Here is a 17781-nt window from a genome sequence, read left to right on the forward strand (position 1 = left end):
AACATTTGCTTAGCGCGTGAACCGAGGGATGCAAATGTTGGAATCAGATCACTAGGCGTAATGCGTCAGCATCTCAGCGCCTTGGAATAATTGACACACAAAACGGCGGTCAGCACTTCGGCCGCCGCAAGGGCTGCAATGACTTCCGGCCGTTTGTCCTTCACGACCGCACCGCCGACCGGGCAGATGAGCTCTTCAAACAACTCGTCGCTGCCGAATTCGCGGTTCAACCAATTTTTGAAAGTCGCCTTCTTCGTCTTCGAGCCGATCATGCCGACATAGATCGCATCGCGGCGTTGCAGCGCCTCGGCGGCGATCAGAAAATCAAGCGCATGATCATGCGTCAGTATGATGAACGCACTGCCCGGCGGTGCGGAACGCACCACCTGTTCCGGCATGGCCGCGAGGCAGGTTTCGACGCCCGGCGCGTCAACAGCCATAAGCTCCGCCTCGCGCGTATCCACCAGCACCACCCGCACCGGCGTCAGCGACAGCGCATAGGCCAGCGCATCGCCGACATGGCCTGCGCCGAAGACATATACATGCGGGCGGGTGGCGATTTCCGCATCGATCTTGCCGACCAGTTCATCGGCGAGGCCGCGATTGACGCGTCTGAAACTTAAAGCCACGCGCCCGCCGCAGCATTGGCCGATTTCGGGGCCCAGAGGCACATCCATCGGGGAATCGCGACCGCCAGCGAGTATTTTCCGGGCGTGGTCGATGGCCATATATTCGAGCTGTCCGCCGCCGATGGTGCGGAAGATCATATCGCGGGCGACGAGCATCCATGCCCCGGCATCGCGGGGCGCAGAGCCCTTCACGTCCGCCACCTCCACCAGCACGCTGTCGTGGCGACGGTTCAGGAATGCCCTTATATCGTCCCGCCTGCCCAGCGTGCCGCGGCTCATAGTGTTACCCCTTTTGCGCGCGCAACCGCTCGATAGCCATCAGCACACGCTCAGGCGTGGCTGGCGCATCGAGACGCGGGCTGATCTTGTGGTCGGCAACGCTCGCCACCGCATCCGACAGCGCATAAAGCACCGACATGCCGTGCGGCAGCGGCGGCTCGCCCACCGCTTTCGAGCGATGGATGGTCGACTCATAGGCTTCCGACCAGTCGGTCAGCGCCACATTGAAAATCTTTGGCCGGTCGGACGCCAGCGGGATCTTGTAGGTGGATGGCGCATGGGTGCGAAGCCGCCCCTTATCGTCCCAGACAAGTTCCTCGGTGGTGAGCCAGCCCATGCCCTGCACAAAGCCGCCTTCGATCTGGCCGATGTCGATGACACGGTTGAGCGAGCGTCCGGTATCGTGAAGAATATCGGTGCGTTCCACCACATATTCGCCGGTCAGCGTATCGATAGAGACTTCCGAACAGGCCGCGCCATAGGCGTAATAATAGAAGGCATGGCCTTTGCCCTTCGCCCGGTCCCAGTGGATTTTCGGCGTCTTGTAGTGCCCGGCGGCGGAAAGCTGCACGCGCCCGATATAGGCCTGCTTCACTAGATCGTTGAAGCTGATCTCCTGATTGCCAACGCGAATGCGGTTGGGCAGGAATACAACCTGATCTTCCGGCACCCGATATTGCTCGGCAGCAAAACGGATCAGCCGCTTCTTGATCTGGCGTGCGGCATCCTGCGCCGCCATGCCGTTGAGATCGGCACCCGACGATGCCGCCGTCGGCGCGGTGTTCGGCACCTTGGCGGTGGTGGTCGCGGTGATCTTCACCCGGTCGATGTCGATCTGGAATTCTTCCGCCACGACCTGCGCCACCTTCATATGGAGCCCCTGCCCCATTTCGGTGCCGCCATGGTTCATATGCACCGAGCCGTCATTATAGACATGCACCAGTGCACCGGCCTGATTGGACTCGGTCTTGGTGAAGGAAATGCCGAATTTCACCGGCGTCAGCGCCATGCCGCGCTTCACGGTGCGGCTTTTGGCGTTGAATTCACGGATAGCCTCGCGGCGCGCAGCGTAATCGGCGCTTTCTTCCAGTTCCGCGACAATGCGCTGGATGATGCAGTCTTCCACCTTCTGGTGATAGGGTGTGACGTTACGAGCGCCACCCTCGGTACCCATCGCGTCGTAGAAATTGAGCTTGCGGATATCGAGCGGGTCCTTGCCAACCGCAAAGGCCACTTCCTCGATGACACGTTCGGCACCAACCATGCCCTGCGGGCCGCCAAAACCGCGAAACGCCGTGTTGGACACGGTATTGGTATAAAGCGGCGCGGATTGCGCATGCACTGCCGGGAAGAAATAGGCATTGTCGCAATGAAACAGCGCGCGGTCACCGACCGGTCCCGAAAGGTCGGCGGAAAAACCGGCATTGAGCGCGAACATATAATCGACGCCCAGAATATTGCCTTGGTCGTCGAAGCCCACCTCGTAATCGATCATGAAATCATGACGCTTGCCCGTGGCGGTCATGTCCTCATCGCGGTCGAGACGGATTTTCACCGCGCGCTTGTGCTTCTTGGCGGCGATAGCGGCAATAGCGGCCCATTGATTGGCCTGCGTTTCCTTGCCACCGAAGCCGCCGCCCATGCGGCGCACTTCAACCGTGACCGCATGGCTCGGCACGCCCAGCGCATGGGCGACCAGATGCTGCGTTTCGCTCGGCCCCTGCGTGGAGCAATAGATGGTGACGTCTTCATCTTCACCGGGAACGGCCAGTGAAGCCTGCCCCTCGAGATAGAAATGGTCCTGACCGCCGACCATCATGCGGTTCTTGACCTTGCGCGGGGCCTCGTCGATGGCCTTGCGGGCATCGCCGCGATTGAGCGTCAGCGGCGTGAAGACCAGACGGTCTTTTGCGCCGTCGAGATCGGCAATGGAAAACAGGCCCGGCATTTCCTCATATTCGACCTTGGCCAGACGCGCGGCGCGGCGGGCCTGATCGCGTGTGCGACCGATCACGGCAAAGATCGGCTGGCCGTGAAACTGTACCGTATCGACCGCGAAGATCGGATCGTCATGCATGCCGGACGGCGAGACGTCGTTTTCGCCGGGAATGTCGCGCCAGGTCAGCACATCGACCACGCCGGGCGCTGCACGCACGGCGGCAAGGTCGATAGACTTGATATTGGCATGGGCCACCGTCGCAAGGCCGACGCCAACATGCAGCGTGCCTTCGGGTTCGGGAATATCGTCGATATAGACCGCCTCGCCCGTCACATGCTTATGCGCGGAATCGTGCTTCTGGTCGGTGGCGACACCACCTTTGATAGCGGCGGCTTTGATCGTGCTTGCAGGATGTTTGTTCATGCCTGCCTCCTTCAGACCGCTTCGATATGCTGAGCGCGCAGGGGTTCGGCTTGCCCTTGCGTTTCGGCATAGAAGCGGCGCAACAAATTCTTTGAGACCATCAGGCGATAATCCGCTGTGGCGCGCATATCGCTCAAGGGCTGGTAATCCTGCTCATAGGCACCGATTGCGGCCTCCACTGTATCTTCGCTCCATGGCTGGCCCAGAAGTGCGGCTTCCACGGCAAAGGCGCGTTTTGGTGTCGCCGCCATGCCGCCATAGGCGATGCGAATGGAAGCGACCTTGCCTGCCGCATCAAGCACCATGTGGAATGCGCCGAGCGCTGCGGTGATGTCTTCCTCGAAACGCTTGGACACCTTGTAGATCGCAAAGAGATTGCCTGCCTCCGGAACCGGCACATGCACCGCCTCGACGAACTCGCCGGGCTGACGATCCTGCTTGCCATAGGCGATGAAGAAATCTTCCAGCGGAATGGTGCGGCGGCTATCGCCCTTGCGCAGCGTCAGCCTTGCGTTGAGCGCGATCAGCGGCGGTGGGGTGTCGCCGATGGGCGAACCATTGGCGATATTACCGCCGATGGTGCCCATATTGCGCACCTGCTCGCCGCCGATGCGGTTGATGAGTTGCCCAAGCTGCGGAATGCGCTTGGCGAGGAAAGCGAAGGCCTCCGTATAGGTCACGCCCGCGCCGATGGTGACGACGTTTTTGTCCTCGGTGATCGCCCGCAATTCGGTCAGATGGCCGATAAAGACCACCGGCGAAATATCGCGCATCATTTTTGTGACCCAGAGGCCCACATCGGTGGAACCGGCCACCACGGTCGCCTTCGGCTCATTGGCCAGCAGTGCGGCAAAATCGTCGAGATCGGCAGGCACGACCAGACGGTCCTTGCCATCGCCGACTTCGACCCGCGAACCGTCGCGCATGGAATTCAACTGTTCCAGCACATGGGCGCGTTCTGCCGCCAGCGGGTCTTCAGTTGTATTGCCGTAATCGGAAATGGCACGGGCGGCGCGAATGATCGCCTCATAGCCGGTGCAGCGGCAGAGATTGCCTTGCAGCGCCTTTTCAATGGCCGGATCGGCGGGCTTCGGATTGCGCATCCACAGCCCGTAAAGCGACATGACGAAGCCCGGCGTGCAGAAGCCGCATTGCGAGCCGTGGAAGTCGATCATCGCCTTTTGCACCGGATGCAGACCGCCATCGGCCCCGCGCAGATGCTCGACCGTCACCACATGGCAGCCATCCAGTGAACCGACGAAACGGATGCAGGCATTGACGCTTTCATAGACGAGTTCGCTGCCCGCGATCTTGCCGACCAGCACCGTGCAGGCGCCGCAATCGCCTTCTGCACAACCTTCCTTGGTGCCGCGCAGCTTGCAGGCCAGACGCAGATAATCGAGCAGTGTTTCCGTTGGCGAAACCTGGTCGAGTTCAACCCGCTCGCCATTGAGAAGAAAACATATTCTGTTTCTCACAGACTGAACCATCCTGCTCAGCTCCCGCGATAGGTCGAATAGGAAAAAGGCGAAACCAGAAGCGGCACATGATAATGCGCTTTTTCATCGGAAACACCAAAGCGCAACGGCACCACATCAAGGAACGGCACGCCGTCTTCGTCCTTGCCAAAATATTCGCCGACATGAAACAGGAGCTCATAGGAGCCGCGTTGCAGGTCGCCATTGGCCAGCATCGGCTCACCGCTGCGCCCGTCCTGATTGGTGCGGATTTCCTTGATGCTGTGCGGCGTGTGATTCTCGATCCTGCGCAATTCGATACGCAATCCCGCAGCAGGCTTGCCGCTGACCGTATCGAGAACATGTGTCGTCAACCGACCTGTTCTGCCCTCATCGCCGTGATGTCCCTGACCCATTTGCACTCCTGACCGCTTGCGTGATTCTCCGGCCATTAACAGCCGAACCGCCGCAAGTTGCTGATTTTACTCGGTTTGCCAGTGCTGTTTTTGCAATGAAAGCACATTTTTATGGCAGACCGGCGGCGTTCCCGCTTTTGTTCCCATCGTGAAGTATTCCGCCTTATGCGGCATTAAGAAAGAGCTTTCTCATTGGATGTCTTTCAAAATTTTGAAGGGGAATTCAGCGCGTAAATCTTTATTATCATGGACCAAATAACAGAACCCAAAGGGATGTTTGGAAGGGGATGTATGGCATGAGCTATCCACGTAATCTGATCGGCTATGGCCGCAACACGCCAGATCCGCGCTGGCCCGGCGGGGCCAATATAGCCGTCCAATTCGTGGTCAATTATGAAGAGGGTGCGGAAAACTGCATTCTCGACGGCGATGCATCCTCGGAATGCCTGCTGTCGGAAATCGTCGGTGCACAGGCCTGGAACGGCCAGCGCAACCTGAACATGGAATCCATCTACGAATACGGTGCGCGTTCCGGTTTCTGGCGTCTGTGGCGCGCCTTCACGCGGCGCAACATGCCCGTCACTGTCTATGGCGTGACGCTGGCCATGGCGCGCAATCCCGAAGCAGTCGCTGCCATGAAGGAAGCCGACTGGGAAATCGCCAGCCACGGCTTGCGCTGGTGGGAATACAAGGACGTGCCGGAAGAAGTGGAGCGCGAGCATATCCGCGAAGCCGTGCGCCTGCACACCGAAGTCACCGGCTCGCGTCCGCTCGGCATTTATCAGGGCAAGCCGTCCGACAACACGCTGAAATTGGTGATGGAAGAAGGCGGCTTCGTCTATTCAGCCGATTCCTATGCGGACGAGCTGCCCTATTGGGTCAAGGGCCCGAAAGGCCCGCATCTGATTGTGCCCTATACGCTCGATGCCAACGACATGCGTTTTGCAACGCCGCAAGGCTTCAATTCCGGCGATCAGTTCTACACCTATCTGAAGGACGCCTTCGACGTGCTCTACCGCGAAGGCGCAGAAGGCGCGCCCAAGATGCTGTCCATCGGCCTGCATTGCCGTCTGGTCGGACGTCCGGGTCGGGCAGCCGCCCTTGAACGTTTCCTCGATTATGTCCAGAGCCACGACAAGGTCTGGGTTGCCAAGCGCATCGACATTGCCAATCACTGGCACGAACACCATAAGCCAAAAGTGGCCGATGTAGTGCCATCCCAAGCCAGCAAAGCCGATTTCGTGGCCCGTTTCGGCAGCATTTTCGAGCATTCGCCGTGGATCGCCGAGCGCGCCTATGATGCCGGCTTCGGTGCCGCTGAGGACACGGCCTCCGGTCTTGCCGCTGCGATGACGAGAATCTTCCGCGCCGCCTCGCCCGAGGAGCGGCTTGGCGTTTTGAATGCCCACCCGGATCTCGCCGGCAAGCTGGCGCAGGCCAAACGCCTGACGGCGGAATCCACCGCCGAACAGGCCGGTGCCGGTCTCGATGCACTGACCGATGCGGAAAAGCAGACTTTCACCGAACTGAACGACGCCTATACGCAGAAATTCGGCTTTCCCTTCATCATTGCCGTGAAGGGGCGCAACAAACAGGAAATCCTCGGCACGTTCCAGCGCCGCGTCGCCAATGACCGCGATACGGAATTCGCCACCGCTTGCGCGCAAGTCGAGCGTATCGCCCTTCTCCGGCTGAAAGATATTCTGCCAGAAACGCTTTATTGATCAGGAACAGACAATGACCCGCACTTATTTCGCACCGACCGGTGGGTTGCCACCGCAGACGCAGCTTCTGACCGACCGCGCCATGTTCACGGAAGCCTATGCGGTTATTCCGAAAGGCACGTTCAGCGATATTGTGACGAGCTTCCTGCCTTTCTGGGAAAAGACGCGTCTATGGGTGATCGCCCGCCCTATGTCGGGTTTTGCCGAAACCTTCTCGCAATATATCATGGAAGTGCAGCCCGGCGGCGGCAGCGACCGCGCCGAGCTTGACGACACGGCGCAAGGCGTGTTGTTCGTGGTCGAAGGCGAAGTCACCGTCACCGTCGCGGGCAAGACCCACACGCTGACCGAAGGCGGCTATGCTTATCTGCCGCCGAAAAGCGGCTGGAGCCTGCGCAACACGGCCAGCGCGACCGCACGTTTCCACTGGGTCCGCAAGGCCTATGACTATGTGGACGGGCTTGATGTGCCGGAGCCGCTCTTCCTCAACGAAAACGACATCGCCCCCTCGCCCATGCCCGACACCAATGGCGTTTGGGCAACGACGCGCTTTGTCGATCCGAACGACATGCGCCACGACATGCATGTCACCATCGTGACGCTAGAACCGGGCGGCGTGATCCCCTTTGCCGAAACCCATGTCATGGAGCACGGCCTCTATGTGCTGGAAGGCAAGGCGGTCTACCGGCTCAATCAGGACTGGGTGGAAGTGGAAGCCGGTGATTTCATGTGGCTGCGCGCTTTCTGCCCGCAGGCCTGCTATGCAGGCGGTCCGGGCAAGTTCCGCTATCTGCTTTACAAGGATGTGAACCGTCATATGAAACTGTCGCGATAAGCGTAAACCGCAACAGGTATCAGGCCAAAGCTGGCTGGATACCTGCTCACTGCAACGCCCAACCCGCTATTTTCAAGCAAACGTTGCAGTGAAGACTATATTAGACTTCGATAACCTTTTAAGATTATTCGAGCAAACAAGATATTTTGATGGGATTGCAGTTGAACGCCCTCCTGATTTATGCTCAATAAATCTCCAAAGCCGCCTCTTTTGAGCAGCAGGCTTCGGATGATTGTTTTTTAGAGAGAAATATATTTATGAAAAACCATCGCGCGCTCGGCCTTGCTTGCACGCTGTCAGCACTTCTCGCAGCCCCTGCCTTTGCAGCCCCCCTTCCGGGCGGTGCAAACAGCTTGCAGGAAACCTATCAGGACTGGACCGTCTCCTGCCAGACGCAGAAGGACGCGTCCACCTGTGCTATCCGCCAGGAGCAGAACAGCTCTCAGACCGGCCAGCGCGTCTTGACCGTCGAGCTGCGCAATGTGGCGGGCGGAAAGGTCGACGGCGTCATCCTGATGCCGTTCGGCCTTGATATCGGCAAAGGCGCAACCATCAAGGTTGATGAGGCCGCTGGTCCGAATCTGGCATTTTCCACCTGCCTTCCGCAGGGTTGCCTTGCACCGGTCAGCTTCGACCCCAAACAGGTTGCGGCCATCAAGGCGGGTGCCAATATCAACGTGACCGCGACGGCGCTCAGCCCAAGCCAGCCGGTCGCCTTCAAGATTTCCCTGAAGGGTTTCGGCAGCGCGCTTGATCGCATTATTGCTCTGACGAAGTAATCGCAAAAGCGAGAACGCGGATACGGTATGATATCCGCAGCATGCAACTATGCCGCACGACCTTCAGGCCGTGCGGCATTTTTGTTTTATGCCAGTGTTCTGGAAATATGGGCCAGATGCCTGCGCCAGCGCAGGGTCATCATCACCGCAACGATGCCAAGCCCTGCGGCAAGGCCGAGCCAAATGCCCTGACCGCCCATGCCGACCTTGAAGGCGAGCAGCGCGCCAAGCGGCAGGCCGACGCCCCAATAGCCAAGCAGCGCCAGAAACATCGGAACGCGCGTGTCGCGCATGCCGCGCAACATGCCCGCCGCGACCGCTTGCGCGCCATCGACCGTCTGAAACAGGGCGGCCAGCGCAAGAAAGCTGACGGCCAGTTCCATCACGGGCAGATTTTCCGGATCGTGCAGATCGAGAAACACGCCGATGAACAGACGCGGGATCAGGATCATCAGAAGGCCCATGATCATCATGAAGCCGACGCCCAGCGCATAGGCGCTCCAGCCTGCATAGGCGACGGCTTTAGGATTGCCCGCGCCATAAGCGCGCCCCACCCGCACGGTCGCCACCTGCCCGAAACCGAGCGGCACCATGAAGCTCAGCGATGCGATCTGGATCGCCACCGCATGCGCCGCCATGGCGGTCGGGCTGATCCGGCCCATCATGACCACCGCCGCATAGAAGATCGAGGTTTCAAACACGAAGGTCAGCGCCATCGGAAAGCCAATGCGCCACAGCTCGCGCAGACGCGGCCAGTCAGGACGCCAGAAGCGACCGAACAGGTGATAGCGCCGGAAGCGGCGATGACGCAGCGCGATCACCGCCATGCCGAGAAACATCATCAGGCTGGAAAGCGTCGTCGCGATACCTGCGCCATGCAGTTCCATGCGCGGAAAGCCGAAATGACCGAAGATCAGCGTCCATCCGGCAAGCGCGTTGAAGCCGATCGCAGCACCTGCAATCAGCAGCGTCCACATCGGCTTTTCCATCGCCGCGAAGAACGAGCGCAGCACGATGTAGAACAGATAGGGCAACAGCGCCCATTGCAGCGTGTGCATGAAATCGGTCGAGCGTGCGGCAATATCCGGCTGCTGGCCGAGGAACAGGAATATCTCCTCGCAATGCCACAGCACGACCCAGATCGGGATCGAGATGATGATCGCCGTCCAGAAGCCCTGACGGACCGTGCGGCGCACATCGCGCACCGAATGGCGGTTCTTGCCAAGCGCGATGGCGATCATCGGCATGACCGCCGAAACCAGCCCCATCGAGAAGATGACCAGCGTGTGGTAGAAGCTCGTGGCGAGCAGCGCCGAGGCGAGCGTATCCTTGCCGAGACGCCCGATGAAGATCACGTCGGTTGCCGTCAATGCGGCTTGCGAAACATTGGTCAGGATCAGCGGCCAGCCGAGCTTCAGCGCCGCCGAAAGTTCCCTGCCCCAGCGTTGAACGCTGTTCTGATTGGGCTCATGAAAGCCCGCATTGGTTGTACTGCTCACATTCCACTCCCCTGAATCATCCGGGGAGCCGTCACTCCGCCGGACAATTCAAAACCTGAAAACCACGCGCCGAGACATCAAAGACTCAGAGACCGGGTCAATCTGAGGAGAGAGTGGCGTCGCGATACGATCATCGACCGTCCCATGCCGGCTAAGAGCCGCGCGTTGCTTTTCAAAACAACGGTGCCCCAGCTTTTCGGGTTGTTCAATTTCAATGGGGAACGTTTTGCATGTTCCTGAAACTGATCCGGAGCCAAGCGGGTTGCGCATCGATCTGCACAAAATCAGTGCAATCAATATCAAAACTGCACGGATAAGCAACACATCATGAAACGAAATACTTTGCCCCTGCCAATGTCAGAAATCCTTTTCTCTTTCCGTCGCGAATGAGCCATCCATCGTCCGATAAATGATTGACCCGGCACAGCGTCTGGATAGGAATATACGTGTTGTATTTTGCGAGGTTCCCATGCGCAGCACCAAGGTCATCCATATCGTCGGCTGTCATGCGGAGGGCGAAGTCGGCGACGTCATCGTCGGTGGTGTCGCGCCGCCTCCGGGTGAAACGGTGTGGGAACAGTCGCGCTTCATCGCCAGCGATGAGACCTTGCGCAATTTCGTGCTGAACGAACCGCGCGGCGGGGTGTTTCGCCATGTCAATCTGCTGGTGCCGCCGAAAGATCCGCGCGCGCAGATGGGCTTCATCATCATGGAACCTGCCGATACGCCGCCTATGTCGGGTTCGAACTCGATCTGCGTTTCAACAGTGCTGCTTGATAGCGGCATCATCCCGATGCAGGAACCGGTAACGCGCATGGTGCTGGAAGCGCCGGGCGGGCTTATCGAGGTGGAAGCGGAGTGCCGCAACGGCAAAGCCGAGCGTATCAGCGTGCGCAACGTGCCGTCTTTCGCGGACCGACTGGATGCTGCGCTTGAGGTCGAAGGACTAGGCACCCTCACCGTCGATACGGCCTATGGTGGCGACAGCTTTGTCATTATCGATGCGGCTGAGATCGGCATGAAGATCGAGCCGGGTCAGGCGCGGGAACTGGCAGAGATCGGCGTGAGGATCACCAAGGCCGCCAATGAGCAGCTCGGTTTTCGTCACCCGGAAAAGGACTGGAACCACATTTCGTTTTGCCAGATCACCGAGCCGGTCACGCGCGACGGCGATGTACTGACCGGCGTGAACACGGTGGCGATCCGTCCGGCCAAGCTGGACCGCTCGCCGACCGGCACTGGATGTTCGGCGCGAATGGCTGTGCTGCACGCCAAGGGCCAGATGAAAGTGGGCGAGCGCTTCATCGGCAAATCCGTACTGGGTACGGAATTTCATTGCCGGTTGGACAGAGCGCTGGAACTTGGCGGTAAGCCCGCCATCAGTCCGATCATTTCCGGTCGCGCATGGGTGACCGGCACCGCGCAGCTGATGCTCGATCCGAGCGATCCGTTTCCCGGGGGTATCGGTTGTCGGACACCTGGCCCCGGGGCGAATAGCCGGATTCGTTCGAATAGAGCGGTACTGGTTTAGCGCCGAGGTCCACAATTCCAGCATGGCAATACGTGGAAAGGACTAGACAGACCTTTGGCCTGCCCGCCGGCCCAGGATGCGCCCATGGCGCCACCCAGAATTCCTGTCAGGACCGATAAGGCTATCACTGTATTTTTCATCGAAGACCTCCTCTGTTGTAAACACAGTGGAGTTGAACACAGATCGGATTCTCCCACATCCCCAACTCTATGCCGCCGAAATTCAGGGTTCCAGAATATCCTCGATCCTTCGAGACGGCCCTACGGGCCTCCTCAGGATGAGGATCGAAGGAGACAGTGCAAAGCATGAAGCACGCAATAAAAAAAACCCCGCCAAAGCGGGGTTTTTTATTGTGTAAAGCTATAACCTCACGCGAAGTCCAGCGCGCGGTCGCCATTCTCATCCTTGATACGGGATGGCAGGCCGATATGGTTCAGGATGTTGAGGAAAGGCTTCGGGTTCAGCTCTTCCACATTGACCATTTTCTTCACATCCCATTCGCCGGAAGCGATCAGGATTGCGGCAGCCACAGGGGGAACGCCAGCCGTGTAGGAAATGCCCTGCGAACCCACTTCGTTGTAAGCGTCCTTATGATCGGCAACGTTGTAGATGAAGACTTCCTTTTCCTTGCCGTCCTTGGTGCCCTTGACGAAATCGCCAATGCAGGTCTTGCCGGTATAATCCGGCGCCAGCGACGACGGATCGGGCAGCACAGCCTTGACCACCTTGAGCGGCACGACTTCCAGACCTTCAGCAGTCTTGACCGGCTGTTCGGACAAGAGACCAAGATTGTTCAGCACCGTGAAGACGTTGATGTAGTGATCGCCAAAGCCCATCCAGAAGCGGACATCCGCATTCGGGTAGTTCTTGGACAGCGAATGCACTTCATCATGGCCAGTCATATAGGCCTTGCTCGGGCCGACGACAGGCAGATCGAACGTGTGGCCAACTTCGAACATCTTGTTCGACTGCCACGCACCCTTCTGCCAGGAATAGACCGTGCCGGTGAATTCGCGGAAATTGATTTCCGGGTCGAAATTGGTCGAGAACCAGCGGCCATGCGAACCGGCATTGATGTCGACGATATCGATCGACTTCACATCATCCAGATAATCGTCAGCGGCCAGACGCGCATAGGCATTGACCACGCCCGGATCAAAGCCGATGCCGAGAATGGCTGTGATGCCCTTCTCTTCGCACTCCTTGAGGTGCTTCCATTCGTAGTTGCCATACCATGGCGGCGTCTCGCAGATCTTCTTCGGATCTTCGTGAATGGCCGTGTCCATATAGGCAACGCCCGTATCGATACAGGCGCGAAGAACCGACATATTGAGGAAGGCCGAGCCGACATTGATGACGATCTGAACACCCGTCTTCTGGATCAAAGCCTTGGTGGCTTCAACATCCAGAGCATCCAGCGCATGCGCTTCCAGCTTCACCTCGGTCTTGAGGCTCTTCTTTTCATGCACGCTATCGATAATCTTGCGGCATTTCTCAACCGTGCGGGACGCAATATGGATATCGCCCAAAATGTCAGAGTTTTGCGCACATTTATGTGCAACAACCTGTGCCACGCCCCCGGCGCCGATAATGAGAACGTTCTTCTTCATTTTCTGTCGATGCTTCCTCTTCCAGCGGTTTCCCGCCATCTATTGACCGTCCCGATTGCCTTCTCATTCGGAACACATGAGTTCGTTGCAGCCTGAAGCCGCAACCGGATCTTTACGAAAGCGACCCTTCAAAATCCGCGAAGGTGAATTCGCGGACAACATTGACCGTGCCGTCCAATTCGCGCACGGCAATCGCAGGCATTTTCACGCCATTGAACCAGTTTTTCTTGACCATCGTATAACCGGCGGCATCCGCAAAAGAGAGACGGTCGCCAACTTTCAGTTCATGGCCGAAATTGAACTCGCCGAAAACATCGCCCGCCAGGCACGACTTGCCGCAGACCATGTAACGGTGGTTGCCCTCATTCGGCTCCATCTTCGCGGTTTCGCGATAGATCAAAAGATCGAGCATATGGGCTTCGATGGAGCTATCCACGATGGCGAGGTTCTTGCCGTTGAACAGCGTGTCGAGAACCGTCACTTCCAGCGTTGTGGTCTTGGTGATCGAGGCTTCGCCCGGTTCCAGATAGACCTGCACGCCAAACTTTTCCGAAAACGCCTTCAGGCGCGTGCAGAACTCATCGACCGGATAATTCTCGCCGGTGAAATGAATGCCGCCGCCAAGGCTGACCCATTCAACCCGGTGCAGAAGCGAGCCGAACTTGTCTTCGATCTCCGTCAGCATCTTGTCGAACAGACCGAAATCGGAATTTTCGCAATTGTTGTGAATCATGAAGCCAGTCACGCGGTCCATGACCTTCTCGACCTTCGCCACATCCCACTCGCCAAGACGGCTGAACGGACGCGCCGGATCGGCAAGATCGAAGCTCGATGACGACACGCCCGGATTGAGACGCAGGCCGCGCTTGATATGCGCCGCCTTATCGGCAAAGCGATCCAACTGGCCGATGGAATTGAAGATGATCTTGTCGGCATTGGCGATGACTTCATCGATCTCGTGATCGGCATAGGCAACGCTATAGGCGTGGGTTTCGCCGCCGAATTTCTCGTGGCCAAGACGCACTTCGTTGAGCGAGGACGAGGTGGTGCCGTCCATATACTGGCTCATGAAATCAAACACAGACCATGTCGCGAAGCATTTCAGCGCCAGCAAAGCCTTCGCGCCGGACTTCTCGCGCACATAGGCGATCTTTTCCATGTTGCGCTTCAGCTTGGTCTTGTCGATCAGGTAATAAGGCGTCTGGATCATGGCTCTTCGTCTTCGGGTCGTCCAATGGGGAAATCTGGCCTGTCCAGCAAGGCTGGTCGCCACGTTGGGAAGAAGCGTCAGACGCTTCTTCTGGAATTATTCAAAGGCTTATAGGAAGCTTGTGACAGAAACACAAATCCGCCACAGCACCACGGGGAAAAATTTCCCCACAAGCTGTCGCGGATCGCTTCCATCTTGGCTATCAGCCTTCAACGGTTGGCCCTGATATAGAGCTTTTCGCCAGAATTTGAACCCCTTACACGCTTCTCCCTTGTTTTGATTGAAAGTCTTTGTGCGCTGGCCCGGCTTCCTGCGCGTGATTGACCGCTCTATCATCGCCCGAAATATCTCCCTGATAATTAAACAAGCATCTTCTTGACAAATTAAAGGGGCGGGCGTAGCGATTGGCATGCAGTTCGGACAGATGGGCATTTTGGGGCCTCCATGTCCGGTTATTCAGTTGTGTAAGGGAAAAATCATGCAGGACCAAACATCCGCTAGCGGCCAGACCGCCGGTTGGGGAGACCTGTTTGCCGGTAAGAACGCCATCCGGTCGCTCACGCTTGTCGGCGGTGTCGCATTGCACGCCATCAACGTGTTCATCGCCACCACCATCCTGCCCACGGTCGTCGCCGATATTGGCGGCATGGATTATTACGCCTGGAACACGGCGCTGTTCGTGACGGCCTCCATTCTCGGCTCTGCGCTCGTTCCGCGCCTGCTCTCGCAGGCAGGTCCGCGCAGCGCCTATCTGTTGGCGGCAATAATTTTCGCCGCCGGGACGCTCGCCTGCGGTCTCGCGCCATCCATGCCGGTCATGCTGGCCGGGCGTTCGGTGCAGGGCCTTGGCGGCGGCATGATGCTGGCGCTTTCCTATGCGATGATCCGCATCGTTTTCCCTGAAAACCTCTGGCCCCGCGCCATCGGTCTCGTCTCCGGCATGTGGGGCGTTGCAACCCTCGTTGGTCCGGCCATCGGCGGCATATTCGCCGAGCTTGGCATCTGGCGCGCTGCCTTCTGGTCGCTGGCACCGGTGATCGGCATTTTTGCCATCATGGCCATGGTCGTGCTGCCGCGCGCCTCCGGCGATGCAGGCAGCCGCGCACCACTGGCCTGGCCTCAGCTCATTTTGCTGACGGCGGCTGTCCTTGCCGTCTCCGCCGCCAGCATTTCGGTCAATGCCGTCATGAATGCGGCAGGCGTCGCGCTGGCTATCGTGCTGTTGGTCCTGCTCTTCGTGATCGAACGCAATTCGTCACGGCGCATTCTGCCCAAGGGGTCTTTCAGTCTCCGCCGGCTCGGCGCGCTTTATCTGACGCTCGCCTTCCTCAGCGCCTCGGTCACCAGCGCCGAAGTGTTCGTGCCACTGTTCTTTCAGGTGCTGCATAACCAGTCGCCCTTAGTCGCCGGTTATCTGGCCGCCATCATGGGCGGAAGCTGGACGCTCGGTTCCATCGGATCTTCGGGCGTCTCGTCAGGCCGGGTTGACCGGGTGATCATCGCCGCGCCGCTGATGGGCATAGCGGGCATGGCCACGCTCGCCACGCTGGTTCCCGTCGGCAGCGACGGTCAATGGGCAAGCCTGTTGCCAATCTGTCTGGCGCTGGCGGTCATCGGCTTTGGCGTGGGCATGACATGGCCGCATCTTCTGACGCGCATTTTCAAGCGCGCCGATGCGGATGACCAGAATCTAGCGTCGGCATCCGTCACGACTGTCCAGCTTTTCACCACGGCGCTCGGCGCCGCGCTGGCGGGCATGGTCGCCAATATGGCTGGCCTCAGCAATCCCGGCGGCTTTGCAGGCACCGCCAATGCCGCCATGTGGCTGTTTTCCGGCTTTGCCATCATGTCGGCGCTGGCATTCCTGTCCGCGCTGGCTTTGGTGCGCAGCGCAAGACAGCCGCAAGTGGCATCGTGCTGATCAGGAAAGACTGGCCGGGGTAAAAACATAGGCGCAGCGCCGCGCCCCGGCCAGAATATGCTCGGTACGGGCAACCGAAACATCGGGACCCAGAACCGCTTCAAACACCTGAAGCTCGGCCCGGCAAAAGCCCTGACAGGCATCGGCGGCGGCACAGATCGGACAATGGTTCTCGACAAAAAGCCAAGAACCATCCGCCCGCCGCTCGGCATCGGCCATATAGCCCTCGGTCGAGCGAATATCTGCAAGCGCCTTGACGCGCTCGTCGAACTCCATGTCCTTGAGGCGCGCATGATACTGGCGGCGGGTTTCCGTCTCGCGATGCGCAACCAGCGTTTCCAGCGCGTCTTCACCAAGGATGGTGCGCACGGAATGCAGAAGCTGCACGGTCAGATCGGCATGGGTATCGGGAAAGCGCTTATTGCCGGTTTCCGTCAGATCCCAGAACTGCGACGGGCGGCCAACGCCCTGCGAAACGGAATGCGGCGCGACGAGACCTTTCTCGGCCAGCCGCACCAACTGCTGGCGCACCGCCTCGCCGGTGGTGCCGAGATGTTCACCGATTGCGGCAGCCGTCTGCGCACCGCGCATCTTCAGCGCCAGCATCACGCGTTCTGCGGGTGAACGTGCTCCCGAAACGTCCGTATTTAGAAAGTCATTCCTTGACATATTGCCTGTTTTCGATTTAAAGAAGCATTATCTTGTTAAATTAAGCGAACCGCCCGGAATTATCAAGATCGTTCTGTATGAAGGAGTCCAAAATGAGCTTTACCCTGCCTCCGCTTCCCTATGCGACCAACGCTCTTGAAGGCGTCGGCATGGGCACCGAAACGCTTGAGTTGCACCATGGCAAGCACCATCAGGCTTATGTAACGGCGCTCAATGGCTTCGTTGAGAAGAACGATGCGCTCAAGGGCAAGTCGCTTGAGGAAATCGTGCTCTTTGCCAAGGACAAGGCCGATCTCGCTCCGGTCTTCAACAATGCCGGTCAGCATTGGAACCATGATCTATTCTGGCAGAACCTGTCGGCAAATGGCGGACGCCTTCCCGGCGCGCTGGAAAAGAAGATCGTTGAAGACTTTGGCGGCGTCGACCAGTTCAAGGAAGCCTTCAAGACGGCGGCTGTCGGCCAGTTCGGGTCGGGCTGGGCGTGGCTGGTTCTGGCCAATGACGGCAAGCTGAAGGTCACCAAGACGCCAAATGGCTCCAATCCGCTGGCAACCGGCGAAGGCAAGGCGCTATTAGGGCTTGATGTCTGGGAGCATAGCTATTATCTCGATTTCCGTAATCGTCGGCCTGACTATGTAACGAACTTCCTCGACAAGCTGGCCAACTACGAATTCGCGGAAGCCACCCTGAAGGCAGCCTGACGCGCTTATATTGATTGCGATCAAAGCGGCCTGCCTGCTCAGGATGCAAACTCCACGGAGTTGCATCCATGCGGGCGGGCCGCAGCAATGACCGATAAAGACCAAACCAACCGACCCAATCCTGAAGGCGCCGTCCTCCCAAGCGTGGTGCCGGAGAAC

13 protein-coding genes and 1 pseudogene are annotated in these 17781 nt (G+C 58.6%); 6 read left to right on the top strand and 8 right to left on the bottom strand.

What is annotated here, in order from left to right; all coding sequences use genetic code 11:
* Positions 1-65: 65 nt before the first annotated feature.
* The 4 genes from xdhC to uraH are packed head-to-tail and all read right to left on the bottom strand — an operon-like array spanning position 66 to position 5143.
* Complete coding sequence (gene xdhC / locus QLQ11_RS06515) at positions 66-908, bottom strand: xanthine dehydrogenase accessory protein XdhC (RefSeq protein WP_109368387.1); 843 nt, start codon at positions 906-908, stop codon at positions 66-68.
* A 4-nt stretch (positions 909-912) separates the two neighbouring features.
* Entirely contained in the window at positions 913-3270 is a 2358-nt protein-coding gene (xdhB, locus tag QLQ11_RS06520; protein WP_109368386.1) for a xanthine dehydrogenase molybdopterin binding subunit, read from the bottom strand.
* Positions 3271-3281: 11 nt separating this feature from the next.
* Positions 3282-4760 carry a xanthine dehydrogenase small subunit gene (xdhA, locus tag QLQ11_RS06525; RefSeq protein WP_109368385.1) on the bottom strand — a complete coding sequence of 493 codons (1479 nt, stop codon included), beginning with the start codon at positions 4758-4760 and terminating at the stop codon, positions 3282-3284.
* Positions 4761-4765: 5 nt separating this feature from the next.
* Positions 4766-5143, bottom strand: a complete 378-nt coding sequence (gene uraH / locus QLQ11_RS06530) for a hydroxyisourate hydrolase (protein WP_109368384.1) — start codon at positions 5141-5143, stop codon at positions 4766-4768.
* Positions 5144-5439: 296 nt separating this feature from the next.
* Between uraH and puuE the strand changes: the two genes are divergently transcribed.
* The 3 genes from puuE to QLQ11_RS06545 all read left to right on the top strand — a co-directional run bounded on the left by puuE (position 5440) and on the right by QLQ11_RS06545 (position 8481).
* Entirely contained in the window at positions 5440-6867 is a 1428-nt protein-coding gene (puuE, locus tag QLQ11_RS06535; RefSeq protein ID WP_124915176.1) for an allantoinase PuuE, read from the top strand.
* A gap of 13 nt (positions 6868-6880) precedes the next feature.
* Positions 6881-7702 (top strand): bifunctional allantoicase/(S)-ureidoglycine aminohydrolase, encoded by an 822-nt coding sequence (locus QLQ11_RS06540; RefSeq protein WP_109368383.1) that lies wholly within the window; start codon positions 6881-6883, stop codon positions 7700-7702.
* A 257-nt stretch (positions 7703-7959) separates the two neighbouring features.
* The gene (locus QLQ11_RS06545; protein ID WP_109368382.1) at positions 7960-8481 is read left to right on the top strand and encodes an invasion associated locus B family protein; all 522 of its coding nucleotides are present in this window, start codon (positions 7960-7962) and stop codon (positions 8479-8481) included.
* 86 nt (positions 8482-8567) lie between these two features.
* Here the strand turns inward: QLQ11_RS06545 and QLQ11_RS06550 are convergent, their stop codons facing one another.
* Complete coding sequence (locus QLQ11_RS06550) at positions 8568-9980, bottom strand: MATE family efflux transporter (RefSeq protein WP_109368381.1); 1413 nt, start codon at positions 9978-9980, stop codon at positions 8568-8570.
* Positions 9981-10449: 469 nt separating this feature from the next.
* Here QLQ11_RS06550 and QLQ11_RS06555 point away from each other — a divergent pair.
* A pseudogene (locus QLQ11_RS06555) lies at positions 10450-11477 on the top strand (4-hydroxyproline epimerase).
* Positions 11478-11879: 402 nt separating this feature from the next.
* Here QLQ11_RS06555 and QLQ11_RS06560 read toward each other — a convergent pair.
* Both QLQ11_RS06560 and nspC read right to left on the bottom strand, forming a co-directional pair.
* A complete protein-coding gene (locus tag QLQ11_RS06560) occupies positions 11880-13121 on the bottom strand; it encodes a saccharopine dehydrogenase family protein (RefSeq protein ID WP_109368379.1) in 1242 nt (413 codons plus the stop codon).
* A gap of 112 nt (positions 13122-13233) precedes the next feature.
* Positions 13234-14331: a carboxynorspermidine decarboxylase gene (gene nspC / locus QLQ11_RS06565; RefSeq protein ID WP_124915175.1), complete on the bottom strand. Its 1098-nt coding sequence runs from the start codon at positions 14329-14331 to the stop codon at positions 13234-13236.
* A 478-nt stretch (positions 14332-14809) separates the two neighbouring features.
* Between nspC and QLQ11_RS06570 the strand changes: the two genes are divergently transcribed.
* A complete protein-coding gene (locus tag QLQ11_RS06570; RefSeq protein ID WP_109368376.1) occupies positions 14810-16252 on the top strand; it encodes an MFS transporter in 1443 nt (480 codons plus the stop codon).
* Here the strand turns inward: QLQ11_RS06570 and QLQ11_RS06575 are convergent, their stop codons facing one another.
* Complete coding sequence (locus QLQ11_RS06575) at positions 16253-16858, bottom strand: metalloregulator ArsR/SmtB family transcription factor (protein ID WP_109368375.1); 606 nt, start codon at positions 16856-16858, stop codon at positions 16253-16255. It abuts the gene before it with no gap.
* A 155-nt stretch (positions 16859-17013) separates the two neighbouring features.
* Here QLQ11_RS06575 and QLQ11_RS06580 point away from each other — a divergent pair, with 155 nt between their 5' ends.
* On the top strand, positions 17014-17622 hold the full coding sequence (locus tag QLQ11_RS06580) for a superoxide dismutase (protein ID WP_078337946.1): 609 nt from the start codon (positions 17014-17016) through the stop codon (positions 17620-17622).
* The last annotated feature ends 159 nt before the right edge of the window (positions 17623-17781 follow it).

Source organism: Ochrobactrum sp. SSR (assembly GCF_030067775.1).
Lineage (GTDB): Bacteria > Pseudomonadota > Alphaproteobacteria > Rhizobiales > Rhizobiaceae > Brucella > Brucella teleogrylli.